Annotated in this window: 12 protein-coding genes; 10 read left to right on the forward strand and 2 right to left on the reverse strand. The window is 70.1% G+C overall.

What is annotated here, in order from left to right:
- The first annotated feature begins 45 nt into the window (after positions 1-45).
- From VEA98_RS06320 to VEA98_RS06335, 4 genes are all read left to right on the forward strand, one after another.
- Entirely contained in the window at positions 46-669 is a 624-nt protein-coding gene (locus VEA98_RS06320) for a DUF305 domain-containing protein (protein WP_324811904.1), read from the forward strand.
- Positions 670-694: 25 nt separating this feature from the next.
- The gene (locus VEA98_RS06325; RefSeq protein WP_324811907.1) at positions 695-2551 is read left to right on the forward strand and encodes a hypothetical protein; all 1857 of its coding nucleotides are present in this window, start codon (positions 695-697) and stop codon (positions 2549-2551) included.
- Between the two features lie 10 nt (positions 2552-2561).
- On the forward strand, positions 2562-3122 hold the full coding sequence (locus tag VEA98_RS06330) for a hypothetical protein (protein ID WP_324811909.1): 561 nt from the start codon (positions 2562-2564) through the stop codon (positions 3120-3122).
- A 72-nt stretch (positions 3123-3194) separates the two neighbouring features.
- Positions 3195-4400 (forward strand): pyridoxal phosphate-dependent aminotransferase, encoded by a 1206-nt coding sequence (locus VEA98_RS06335; protein WP_324811912.1) that lies wholly within the window; start codon positions 3195-3197, stop codon positions 4398-4400.
- On the opposite strand, the gene VEA98_RS06340 is transcribed toward VEA98_RS06335, so the two are convergent.
- Positions 4397-5413, reverse strand: a complete 1017-nt coding sequence (locus VEA98_RS06340) for a polyprenyl synthetase family protein (protein ID WP_414642152.1) — start codon at positions 5411-5413, stop codon at positions 4397-4399. The two genes, VEA98_RS06335 and VEA98_RS06340, sit on opposite strands and share 4 nt — an antisense overlap.
- Positions 5414-5527: 114 nt before the next feature.
- Between VEA98_RS06340 and VEA98_RS06345 the strand changes: the two genes are divergently transcribed.
- The 6 genes from VEA98_RS06345 (at position 5528) to VEA98_RS06370 (ending at position 11189) form a co-directional block, all read left to right on the forward strand.
- Positions 5528-6286 carry a tRNA1(Val) (adenine(37)-N6)-methyltransferase gene (locus VEA98_RS06345; protein WP_324811914.1) on the forward strand — a complete coding sequence of 253 codons (759 nt, stop codon included), beginning with the start codon at positions 5528-5530 and terminating at the stop codon, positions 6284-6286.
- A gap of 29 nt (positions 6287-6315) precedes the next feature.
- The gene (locus tag VEA98_RS06350; protein ID WP_324811916.1) at positions 6316-6927 is read left to right on the forward strand and encodes a TIGR02466 family protein; all 612 of its coding nucleotides are present in this window, start codon (positions 6316-6318) and stop codon (positions 6925-6927) included.
- A 100-nt stretch (positions 6928-7027) separates the two neighbouring features.
- On the forward strand, positions 7028-7369 hold the full coding sequence (locus VEA98_RS06355) for a hypothetical protein (protein WP_324811919.1): 342 nt from the start codon (positions 7028-7030) through the stop codon (positions 7367-7369).
- A gap of 113 nt (positions 7370-7482) precedes the next feature.
- Positions 7483-9150: an energy-dependent translational throttle protein EttA gene (ettA, locus tag VEA98_RS06360; RefSeq protein ID WP_324811922.1), complete on the forward strand. Its 1668-nt coding sequence runs from the start codon at positions 7483-7485 to the stop codon at positions 9148-9150.
- A gap of 141 nt (positions 9151-9291) precedes the next feature.
- Entirely contained in the window at positions 9292-10227 is a 936-nt protein-coding gene (locus VEA98_RS06365) for a 2-hydroxyacid dehydrogenase (RefSeq protein ID WP_324811925.1), read from the forward strand.
- Between the two features lie 125 nt (positions 10228-10352).
- Positions 10353-11189, forward strand: coding sequence for a DUF6065 family protein (locus VEA98_RS06370; protein ID WP_324812039.1), 837 nt, complete (start codon positions 10353-10355; stop codon positions 11187-11189).
- Here the strand turns inward: VEA98_RS06370 and VEA98_RS06375 are convergent, their stop codons facing one another.
- Complete coding sequence (locus VEA98_RS06375) at positions 11190-11666, reverse strand: hypothetical protein (RefSeq protein ID WP_324811927.1); 477 nt, start codon at positions 11664-11666, stop codon at positions 11190-11192.
- Positions 11667-11672 lie beyond the last annotated feature (6 nt).

The raw sequence follows: 11672 nt of genomic DNA on the forward strand, positions 1-11672 counted from the left end.
GACCGGCCGGAGTCCGAGAGTTTGAGCCTGACGCTGACAGGGATCATGGCGGGTCTGATCGTCGGCCTGACGCCGCAGACGCCGCCGATCTTCAACCCCGGCGCTCCGGGGGCCCCCTCACGGGTGATCAGCGCGGCCGAGGCGGTGGAGCTGAGCCGGACCGGCTACGTCGAGGCCGACGTCCGCTTCATGCAGCATATGATCATCCACCATCGGCAGGCAGTCGAGATGGTGGAGCTGATGCGCACGCGCGCCGCGTCGGACACGGTCCGGCGACTGGGAGAGCGGATCGGCCAGAGCCAGGCGGCCGAATTGGCGCTGATGCAGGAATGGCTGACGAGCCGCGGTCTATCGACGGCACCCGAGAATCTGCACGCTGGTCACCACGGCCACATGGGCGGCGCGCGCGATCCGCAGGTTCCGCTGATGCCGGGCATGCTGTCGCCGGCCCGGATGGAGGCGCTCGCCGCGGCCCGCGGACCCGCATTCGACCGCCTGTTCCTCGAAGGCATGATCCAGCACCATCAGGGCGCCCTCGACATGGTCAGGGCCCTGCTGGACGATCCCGACGCCGGAGAGGATCCGACGCTGTCCGACTTCAGCACTTCCGTCACGGCCGATCAGTCGGCCGAAATCCTGCGCATGCAGTCCGTACTGTCCGAGTTCTAGATTCCCATTCATCCGAGGGGCGACCATGATCATCCGCAGTCTTCTGTTGGGCACCGCCGCGGCGGCGAGCCTCCTGTTCGGGGCGGCCTCGGCCCAGACGCAGGCGCCGGCGGTGGGCGTGGACGCCCGCTCCACCCTGTCTCCGGGCCTGCGAGACGCCGGCCAGGTCGCCTCAAATCTGACGCTGGAATATTCGGTTGCGCCCGCGCCCGGCTTCTTCGATCCGGACTCGCTGTGGGGCCCGCCCACGCCTGAGGAAGCCGCCGCGGCGCGCGCCCACGCGGCGGCGGTCGAGGCCGGCACGGCCCAGCCCCTGCCCGCTCCGAAATACAGCCCGCTGGCGCTGGCCAACAGCGACATCGCCCTGTCGAACGGACGGCTGTTCGTCGGCAGCTTCCATGGCTTCAACGCCTATGACGTGACCCGCGGGGCGCCAGAGCTGGTGCTGTCCGTGGTCTGTCCCGGCGGTCAGGGCGACGTGTCGATCCGCGGGAACCTGCTGTTCATGTCGGTCGAGCAGAACCGCGCCCGCCTGGACTGCGGGGTTCGGGACGCCGAGGGCGAGGTCAACGCCGAGCGCTTCCGCGGCATCCGCATCTTCGACATCAGCGATCTGAGCGCGCCGCGCCAGATCGCGGCCGTGCAGACCTGCCGGGGATCGCACACCCACACCCAGGTGCCGCACCCGACCGATCCCAACGTCCTGTACATCTACGTCTCGGGCACGGCGGACGTGCGCAAAAGCGACGAACTGTCGATCTGCCAGGGGGGCGAGCCGGGCGTGAGCCCCGAGACGGCCCTGTATTCGATCGATGTGATCAAGGTGCCGCTGAACGCGCCGGAGCAGGCGGCCATCGTCAGCCGCCCGCGCATCTTCGCCGACCGGGAGACGGGCGAGATCGCCGGCCTGTGGAAGGGCGGCCGCTTCGGCGTCGCCGGCCAGGAGACGGCCCAGACCAACCAGTGTCACGACATCACCGCCTATCCGGAGATCGGGCTGGCGGCGGGGGCCTGCAGCGGCAACGGCATCCTGCTGGACATTTCGGACCCGGAGCACCCGTCGCGGGTCTCCGAGCTGTTCGACCCGGACATGGCCTACTGGCATTCGGCGACCTTCAACGCCGCCGGAGACAAGGTGCTGTTCACCGATGAATGGGGCGGCGGCGTCGCCGCGCGCTGCCAGGCGGGGGATCCCGCCACCTGGGGCGCCGACCTGATCGCCACGATCGAGGACGGCCGTCTGGTCGGGAAGAATTTCTTCAAACTGCCCTCGGTCCAGACCGCGTCCGAGAACTGCGTCGCCCACAACGGCAATCTGATCCCGGTGCCCGGCCGCGACCTGATGGTCCAGGCCTGGTACCAGGGCGGGGTGTCGATCGTCGACTTCACCGATCCGGCCAGGCCGTTCGAGATCGCGTATTTCGATCGCGGGCCGATCGACCCCGAGCACCTGTATGTCGGCGGCCACTGGTCGGCCTACTGGATGAACGGCCGCATCTACGCCAGCGAGATCGCCCGCGGCCTCGACGTCCTGCGGCTCCAGCCCAGCGAGCAGCTGTCGGCGGCCGAGATCGCCGCCGCCGAACGGGTGATGGCCGAAACGATCAACCCGCAGACCCAGACCCGTCCGGTCTGGGAAGACAGCCCCGACGTCGCCCAGGCCTATCTGGACCAGCTGGCGCGGTCGGACGGGATCGAGGCCCGACTGGCCGAACGGGCCCGGACGCTGGTCGAGCAGTGGCGCGGCGGGCGGGCCGACCGGGCGAGCGCCGCCCGACTGTCCCAAGCGCTGGCCGTCATTCCCGAAGAGACGGCCAAAGCCGACGCCACGCGTCTGAAGGCGCTGTCCGACCTGTTCGGCCGCCTCGGCGGCCAGGGCTGAGGGGCCGGTAATGCGTCTGGCGATCCTGACCACGGGCGCCGTCCTGGCTCTGGCCTGCGCCGCTCCGGCGGCCGCGCAGACCCCGCCGGCCCTGGCGGCGGCGACGTCGGCCGCGCAAGCCGCGGACGTGGCCTCGCCCGAGGCCATCGTGACCGCTCTGTACGACGTAATCTCCGGCGACGCCGGCGTTGAGCGGGACTGGGACCGTTTCCGGTCCCTGTTCCATCCGACGGCGCGGCTGATGCCGTCGGGCGTCAACGCCCAGGGCGTCGGCGTCGCCCGCTCGATCACGCCGGACGAATACATCGAGCGCAGCAATCCGCTGCTGGTCGGCGACGGCTTCCACGAGCGGGAGATCGCCCGGCGCGCCGAGCGGTTCGGCCACATGATGCATGTGTGGTCCACCTATGAGAGCCTGCACAGCCTGTCGGACGCGGCGCCGTTCGCGCGCGGGATCAACAGCATCCAGCTGTTCCACGACGGAACGCGCTGGTGGATCCTGAGCGTCTACTGGCTGGGCGAAACGCCGGAGACGCCCTTGCCCGCCGAGTATCTGCCGCCTGCGGCCTGAGGCGGGCCGGCCCCGGCATTTGATCGGCCTTTCGCGACTGCGTAAGGAATGGGCGCCGTTTCCGGAGTCGCCATGTCCACCCTGCAGTCCGCCGCCCTCGCCCGCGTCAAGCCCTCCGCCACCCTGGCGGTGACCGCGCGGGCGCGGGAGCTGAAGCGCGAGGGGCGTGACGTCATCGGGCTCGGGGCGGGCGAGCCGGACTTCGACACCCCCGACAACATCAAGGAAGCCGCCATCGCGGCCATCCGTCGCGGCGAGACCAAATACACCGACGTCGACGGCATCCCCGAGCTGAAGATGGCGGTGGCGGCGAAGTTCAAGCGCGAGAACGGCCTGTCGTACGGGACCGACCAGATCCATGTCGCGCCGGGCGGCAAGACGGTGATCTACAACGCCCTGGTCGCCACCCTGTCTCCCGGCGACGAGGTGATCGTGCCGGCGCCCTACTGGGTGTCCTATCCGGACATGGTGCTGCTGGCCGGCGGCGAGCCGGTGACCGTGGTCGGGCATGAGGCGGACGGGTTCAAGCTGAGGCCGGAGGCGCTGGAGGCGGCGGTCACCCCCCGGACGAAGTGGCTGATCCTCAACTCGCCGTCGAACCCGACCGGCGCGGCTTACACCGGCGAGGAGCTGGAAGGGCTGGCTGCCGTGCTGCGCCGCCATCCGCAGGTCTGGGTGCTGACCGACGACATGTACGAGCACCTGATCTACGGCGACTTCGACTACCGCACGATGGCCCAGGTGGCGCCTGACCTGACGGGCCGCACGCTGACGGTGAACGGGGTCAGCAAGGCCTACGCCATGACCGGCTGGCGCATCGGCTACGGCGGGGGGCCCAGGCCGCTGATCGACCTGATGCGCAAGGTCGCGGGTCAGACCACCACCAACCCCTCGGCGATCAGCCAATGGGCGGCGGTCGAGGCTCTGAACGGCCCGCAGGACTTCATCGCCGAGCGGGCCAAGCATTTCGAGGCCCGCCGCGACCTGGTGGTGTCGATGCTCAACCAGGCGACCGGCATCCGCTGCGCCACGCCGGAGGGGGCCTTCTACGTCTATCCGTCGATCGAGGGCCTGGTTGGCAAGAAGACCGAGGGCGGAACGACGATCGACGGCGACGATACGTTCGCCGCCGAACTGCTGGACGCCGAGGGCGTGGCGGTCGTGCAGGGTTCGGCCTTCGGCCTGAGCCCCTATTTCCGCATCAGCTATGCGACGTCGGAGAGCGTGCTGGAGGAGGCCTGCCGGCGCATCCAGCGGTTCTGCGCCACCCTGCGCTAGGACGCCCGGCTGACGGCGAAATCCGCCAGCTGTTCCAGCGCGTCTCGCCATTCACCGGCGGGGAGCGGCTTCAACGCCTCCTGGGCTGCGGCGGCGTAATCCCAAGCGGTGTCGAGCGTGCCGCCGATGGCTCCCGTGCCGACGATTAGCTCGCGGGCGCGACGGAAGTCGTCTTCGGTGCGCTCGCCCTTGTTGATGGTGCGTTCCCAGAAGGCGTCCTCGCGGCCGCGCGTGCGGGCCGCGGCGAGCAGCAGGGGCATGGTCACCTTGCCCTCGTGGAAGTCGTCGCCGGCGTTCTTGCCCAGCACCTCGGACGTGCCGCCGTAGTCGAGGGCGTCATCGGCGAGCTGGAAGGCCAGGCCGAGATTCAGGCCGTAGGCGCGCAGGGCCTGCACCGCCGTCTCGTCGGCCATGGCCCCGACCGCGCCGGCCTCGGCGGCGGCGGCGAACAGTTCGGCGGTCTTGGCGGAGATGATGCGCAGATAGGTGTCCTGATCGAGGTTCAGGTCATGGGCGCGCGTGAGCTGCAGCACCTCGCCCTCGGAGATCACGCTGGAGGCGGTGGCGAGGATGCCCAGGGCGCGCATCTGGCCAGTCTCGACCATCAGCTCGAAGGCCCGGGCGAACAGGAAGTCGCCGACCAGCACGCTGGACGGCGCGCCCCAGATCAGGTGTGCGGCGGTCTTGCCGCGCCGCAGGTTGGAGCCATCGACCACGTCGTCGTGCAGCAGGGTGGCGGTGTGGATGAACTCGACGGCGGCCGCGAGCTTGCGGGAGGAATCGATGTCGTCCGACGCGCCCGACGCCCGCGCGGCCGCCACGGTCAGCAGGGGACGCAGGCGCTTGCCGCCCGCCGAGACCAGGTGCTCGGCCAGCAATGGAATCACCGGCACCTGCGATTGCATCCGCTCGACGATCAGGGCGTCGACGGCGGCCATGTCGCGCATCGCCAGCCGCACCAGCGGCTCAACGTCTCCCTTGGGGCGGGACTGGGCGACGGTGACAGCGTCCAACGGAGAACTCATGGGCACGGCGCGGGGGGAGGATCGCGCCTGAAAATCCGGTCCCCGCTTGCAGGGCGGCGACGCGGCGCACAATGGTGATCGGGCCATGAAGGGTCAAGCCGCGTGACCGTCGCACCGTTCGTTCCGCAAGGCGGAGACATCGTCGAGGACGCCCTGCTGGGCGGCCGCGTCCGGCTGCGCCAGCCGGCCAGGGGCTATCGCGCCGGCATGGACGCGGCGCTGCTGGCCGCCGCGGCCGGCCCGAAGGCGGGCGAGCGGGTGCTGGAGGCCGGCTGCGGCGCCGGCGCGGTGCTGATGCAGGTCGCCGCCCGGACGGCGGGCGTCAGGCTGGCGGGACTCGAGCGCGATCCGGCCATGGCCGAACTGGCGCGGGAGAACGCGGCGCTGAACGGGGCCGAGGCGACGATCCTTGAAGGCGACGTGGCCGCGGGGTTCCGGGTGCTGGGGCTGGAGCCGTTCGACCGGGCCATCAGCAACCCGCCGTTCTTCGACGATCCGGGGGCGTTGCGAGCGCCATCCCCCGGCAAGTCCGGGGCGTGGATGGCCGACGACGGGCTGGCGGCGTGGACGCGGTTCCTGCTCAAGGCGGTGCGCGAGGGCGGCCGCATCGTGATCATCCACCGCGCCGACCGGCTGGCCGACCTCCTGGCGCTGCTCGGCGAGACGGCCGGCTCTTTCTCGGTGCGGCCGGTTCACCCCTTTGCCGATGAGCCGGCCAAGCGGGTGCTGGTGCAGGCGATCAAGACCGGCAAGGCGCCGCTGCGGATCCTGCCGCCACTGGTGCTGCACGACCGCTCCGGCGGCAAGCATACGGCGGAGGCCGAGGCGATCCTGCGCGGCGAGGCGGCCCTGCCCTTCTGATCCCCCTCCCCTTGCGCTAGACAGCCGCCATGTCCCTGCGCCCGCTGTTCGTCACCCAGATCTATGAAGCGTCGTTGGCCGCGGCTCCGGGCTTCCCGGCCTTCAATGGGGCGCTGGCCGACGCCTGCCGCATGCTGGCGACGGAGGATCAGGCGGGACGCATGTGGTGCCGCGAACACGGCTACCGCGGCTACACCTCCTATGGCTCGCTCAGCGACCTGCCGCAGCGCCTGCCCGAGTTCGCGGAACTGAAGCGGCATCTGGACCGGCACGCCGGAGCCTATGCGAAGGCGCTGAACTTCAGCCTCGCCCGGAAGCCGCGGCTGGACAGCCTGTGGGTCAACATCCTCAAGCCAGGGGGCGGGCACAGCGGTCACATCCATCCGCACGCCTTCCTGAGCGGCACGGTCTATGTCGAAGTGCCGGACGGCGCCTCGGCCCTGAAGCTGGAGGACCCGCGCCTGCCGATGATGATGGCCCGTCCGGCCGTTCACGCCGACGCGCCGGAGGCGGAAAGGCCCTTCGTCTACCTGGCCCCGCAAGCGGGCACGGTGCTGATGTGGGAAAGCTGGCTGCGCCACGAGGTGCCGCCCAACGCGGCCAGGGCCGAGCGGATTTCCATCAGCTTCAACTACGCCTGAGCGCGCCGACGTTAACGCTGCCGGTTAATCGGACTCCAACGATGATCGGCGAGGATCAGCCGCGCCTGATTTCGGGCTGAACCCGTGCGACGAACCCGTCATGTTCCTGCCCCGCGCCACCGGCGTGCTCCTGCTGCTCTACAGCGGCTTCCACATGACCCTGGGGCTCTGGGTGCCCCAATTCCCCTGGTTGCTCACCGGGATTCTGCTGATCGTCGGGGCGGTGGCGCTGCTCGCCTGCCGTCGGTGGTCGCGGGTCGTGGTCTATGCAGCCGCGGCGGCGGCGGCGGCCGTGGGCCTCATCGGGCAGGTCGCGGCGGCGGGGACGGCCCATACCGACATTCCGCTGGCGGTGGTGATCTGGACCTTGTGGACATCGCTGTGGCTCGCCGTGGCCTATGTCGGCAGCCGGTATCTGCCGGACCCGAATTCGGCCTTCTAGAGCGCCATCAAAGCGCCCTGCCCTCGCGCTAGACATTTGCCCTGACGGCGCGCGGTCGCTACACCCCGCGCCAACCTCTCCCCATTCCCGGACGACAAGGCGCACCGCACCTCATGGCGCAGCAATTTATCTTTCAGATGCAGGGTCTGACCAAGACCTTTCCCGGCGGCAAGAAGATCTTCGAAAACATCTGGTTGAGCTTCTACAACGACGCCAAGATCGGCGTCGTGGGCGTCAACGGCTCGGGCAAGTCCACCCTGCTGAAGATCATGGCCGGGCTGGACAACGAGTTCACCGGCGAGGCCAGGGCCGCCGACGGCGTCAAGCGCGGTTATCTGGAGCAGGAGCCGCAGCTCGATCCGGCTCTGAACGTGCGCGAGAACGTCGAGGCCTGGTGCGAGGAGAAGCAGTGGGTCAGCCGCTTCAACGCCATCGCCATGGAGATGGCCGAGAACTACTCCGACGAGCTGATGGAGGAGATGACCGCCCTCCAGGAGAAGATCGACGCCGGCGACGTCTGGGACATCGACAGCCGCATCGAGATGGCCATGGACGCCCTGCGCTGCCCGCCGGACGACTGGGAGGTGACCAACCTCTCGGGGGGTGAAAAGCGCCGCGTGGCCCTGGCCCGGCTGCTGCTGAGCAAGCCCGACATGCTGCTGCTCGACGAACCCACCAACCACCTCGACGCCGAGTCGGTGGCCTGGCTGCAGCACCACCTCGAGAACTTCCCCGGCTGCGTCATCCTGGTGACCCACGACCGCTACTTCCTGGATCTGGTGACCAAGTGGACGCTGGAGCTGGACCGCGGCAAGGGCCACCCGCACGAGGGCAACTACTCCAGCTGGCTGGAGGCCAAGACCAAGCGCGTCGTGCAGGAGCAATCGGAATCCGAAGCCCGTCAGCGCGCCCTGACCCGCGAGCTGGAATGGGTCCGCTCCGGCGCCAAGGCCCGCCAGGCCAAGTCCAAGGCCCGTCTGGCCGCCTATGAGCGGATGGTCGACGAGCAGGAGAGCATGCGCGGCGCCCAGACCCACGCGGTCATCCAGATCCCGCCCGGCCCGCGCCTCGGCAATGTCGTGCTGGAGTGCGAGGGGCTGGAGAAGTCCTACGGCGACAAGCTGCTGTTCAAGGACCTGACCTTCAAGCTGCCGCCCAACGGCATCGTCGGCGTCATCGGCCCCAACGGCGCCGGCAAGTCGACCCTGTTCCGCCTGATCACCGGCCAGGAACAGCCCGACGCCGGCTCGATCCGCGTCGGCGAGACGGTCAAGCTGGCTTATGTCGACCAGTCGCGCGACGACCTCAAGCCGGAGGAGACCATCTGGCAGGCCATCAGCGGCGGCACCGACGTGATGATGGTCGGCAAGCGCGAGATCAACACCCGCGCCTATGTCGGCAGCTTCAACTTCAAGGGCGGCGACCAGCAGAAGAAGGTCGGACAGCTGTCGGGCGGTGAGCGCAACCGCGTGCACCTGGCCAAGACCCTGGCCACCGGCGGCAACCTGATCCTGCTCGACGAACCGACCAACGACCTGGATATCGAGACGCTGCAGAACCTCGAGGAGGCGCTGGAAGGCTTCGCCGGCTGCGCCGTGGTCATCTCCCACGACCGCTGGTTCCTCGACCGTCTGGCCACCCACATCCTCGCCTTCGAGGGCGACAGCCACGTCGAATGGTTCGAAGGCAACTTCGAGGCCTATGAGGAAGACAAGAAGCGGCGGCTGGGCGTCGAGAGCCTGATCCCGCACCGGATCAAGTTCCAGAAATTCGGGCGGTAGCCCGGGGCCGGTCATCCGGCCGAAGCGACGCGGAAAGCCGGGACGGGAGGGTTGACGGCTCAGCCGGTGAGCCCTCCCCCTCCCCGGGCGGGGCGGCGGGCCCTCTCCCCTTTCGCCCCTGCCCGCGCTAGCCTGCGGCCCATGCCACAGCGTCCCGCCCTGTTGATCATGCAGCGTCACCTGGCGCCGCTGACGGCGTTTCTGGAGGGCGCCTACGATGTCTATCGGTTCTGGGAAGGGCCGCCGGTCGAGGCGGCGCACGATATCGGGGCCTTGGTCGTGGCGGGCGAGTTTCCACTCGACAAACACCTGATCGAAAGCCTGCCCAAGCTTCAGCTCGTCGCCTGTTTCACCTCCGGCTACGACCGCATCGACGTCGAGTGGTGCCGGGCGCGGGGGCTGGCGGTGACGCATGCGCCGGCGGTCAACCACGAGGACGTCGCCGATCATGCCCTGGGGCTGATCCTGGCGGCGCGGCGCCAGATCGCGGCGGGCGACCGGGCCCTGCGGGCCGGCGACTGGACCGTCGAGTCCAAGATGATCACCCCGTCGCTGAACGGGCAGAGGCTGGGCGTGGTCGGGCTGGGCCATATCGGCGAGGCGGTGGCGCGGCGCGGCGAGGCGCTTCGCATGGCCGTCAAATGGTGGGGGCCGCGGGACAAGCCCGGGGCGGCCTGGCCGCGGGCCGGGTCGCTGCTGGAGCTGGCCCGGGACAGCGACATCCTGGTGGTCGCCTGCAAGGCAGACGACGGCAATGTCGGGCTGGTCTCGCGCGAGGTGATCGAGGCGCTGGGGCCGACGGGGCTGCTGGTCAATGTGGCGCGCGGTCAGCTGGTCGACGAGGACGCCCTGATCGCGGCGCTGAAGGACGGGCGGCTGGGCCAGGCGGCGCTGGACGTGTTCGAGGAGGAGCCGACGCAGGCGGCGCGCTGGGCCGGGGTTCCGAACACGATGCTGACCCCGCACACCGGCGGGGCGACCACCGAGGCGGTGCAGGGCATGCTGGCCCTGCTGATCCAGAACCTCGCGGCTGCCTTCGCGGGCGAGCCGCTGAAGACGCCGGTGCCGGAGGGGTAAGGGGCTCTGGCGCAAACCGGGGGCCGTGGCATAGTCGCGGCCGTCCTGCAGTCGCGAGTCTGGTCTTGTCCGAAACCGTCCTGTCCGCCGAGCCCGCCGTTCCCTCAGAGGCCGAAGGGCCGGTCCTGACGCTGGAATGCTTCCCGACCCGGCCTTCGCCGCCGGCGCTGGTCCCCGGACGGCCCGACCGCGACTGGATGGACGCCTTCACGGCGCGGCATCCCTACCGCTGCCTGCCGCTGAGCATGGCCAATACGACGGGCTGGGAGCTGCTGTGCCCGTTCGGCTTCGAGGCCGAGTGGGACGGCGGCCTGGGGGCCGAGGCGATCCGCTTCACCCCGGACGCCGACGCCACCCTGTTCGACCATTTCGCCCAGTCGCATTTCACCCACGGGATCATCACCTTCCACACCGGCTGGCTGTTCCGCACGCCGCCGGGCTGGGCGCTGCGGGCCTCGGGCGTGCCGAACCGGTTCAAGCACGGGCTGGCCGCACTGGAAGGGCTGGTCGAGACCGACTGGTTGCCCTACCCGTTCACGATGAACTGGGCCTTCACGGCGCCCGGCAAGGTGCGGTTCGAGAAGGACGAGCCGTTCTGCTTCATTCAGCCGGTCGAGCACCGCCGCATCGAGGCGTTCGAGCCGGTGCGCACCTCGCTGGACGCCGACGCCGACCTGGCCCGCCAGTACGAGACCTGGAAGGAGACCCGGACGCTGTTCAACAACAGCATGGCGGCGGGGGATCCGGAGGCGATCAAGCAGGCCTGGCAGCGCTACTATTTCCGCGGCGAGTATCCCGACAAGGCCCAGCCGCGGCCGGACAGCCACGTCAACAAGCGCCGGCTGGCCCCGCTGCCGGATGCGCCGCCGGAGGTTGCGCCGGCGCCGACGGGCGCGCGGGTGGATTTCAAGGCCTGGTCGGCGGTCGGGGCCCTCGGCCGCAAGGGGCCGGCTGAAGACTGATCAGCCGCCGGGCATGTCCGGCATCGTCATCGGTTCCGGTTCCGGCTCTGGCAGCGGGATCGAGGGCGCACGCGGCGGCGCAGCCGGGCGGGGCAGCTCGTCGTCCGACAGCCGACCGTCGCCGTCGGCGTCCATGCGGCGGAACATCCGCTCGGCCCCGGCGGTCAGCTCCTCGCGCGAGATGCGGCCGTCGTTGCTGGCGTCCGACTGGCCGATCATGCGGCGCAACCGCCCGCCGCCCATGGCCGCGGCAGGGCCGCTGCTGAGCACCGCCAGCTCGTCGCCGGTCAGCGCCCCGTCCTGGTTGGCGTCGAGGCGGCCGAACAGGCGGTCGGTCCAGGCCGGGACGTCGGCGAGGCTGCGGGCCGGCCCCATGCCGCCGCCCGGCATGGCGGCCGGCGCGGTCTGGGCCAGGGCCGGAGTGGACAGGAACAGGACGGCGGCCGAAGCCGCCAGGGCGTGGGCGCGAGGAGTCATGGTCAG

This window comes from Brevundimonas sp. (assembly GCF_035627055.1).
Taxonomy (GTDB): domain Bacteria; phylum Pseudomonadota; class Alphaproteobacteria; order Caulobacterales; family Caulobacteraceae; genus Brevundimonas.

Bases quoted from the DNA above. Each gene is read 5' to 3' on its own strand.
- VEA98_RS06325 (WP_324811907.1), top strand. From the start codon at position 695: ATGATCATCCGCAGTCTTCTGTTGGGCACCGCCGCGGCGGCGAGCCTC.
- VEA98_RS06330 (WP_324811909.1), top strand. From the start codon at position 2,562: ATGCGTCTGGCGATCCTGACCACGGGCGCCGTCCTGGCTCTGGCCTGC.
- VEA98_RS06365 (WP_324811925.1), top strand. From the start codon at position 9,292: ATGCCACAGCGTCCCGCCCTGTTGATCATGCAGCGTCACCTGGCGCCG.
- VEA98_RS06335 (WP_324811912.1), top strand. From the start codon at position 3,195: ATGTCCACCCTGCAGTCCGCCGCCCTCGCCCGCGTCAAGCCCTCCGCC.
- VEA98_RS06350 (WP_324811916.1), top strand. From the start codon at position 6,316: ATGTCCCTGCGCCCGCTGTTCGTCACCCAGATCTATGAAGCGTCGTTG.
- VEA98_RS06355 (WP_324811919.1), top strand. From the start codon at position 7,028: ATGTTCCTGCCCCGCGCCACCGGCGTGCTCCTGCTGCTCTACAGCGGC.
- ettA (WP_324811922.1), top strand. From the start codon at position 7,483: ATGGCGCAGCAATTTATCTTTCAGATGCAGGGTCTGACCAAGACCTTT.
- VEA98_RS06320 (WP_324811904.1), top strand. From the start codon at position 46: ATGGCGGGTCTGATCGTCGGCCTGACGCCGCAGACGCCGCCGATCTTC.
- VEA98_RS06375 (WP_324811927.1), bottom strand. From the start codon at position 11,666: ATGACTCCTCGCGCCCACGCCCTGGCGGCTTCGGCCGCCGTCCTGTTC.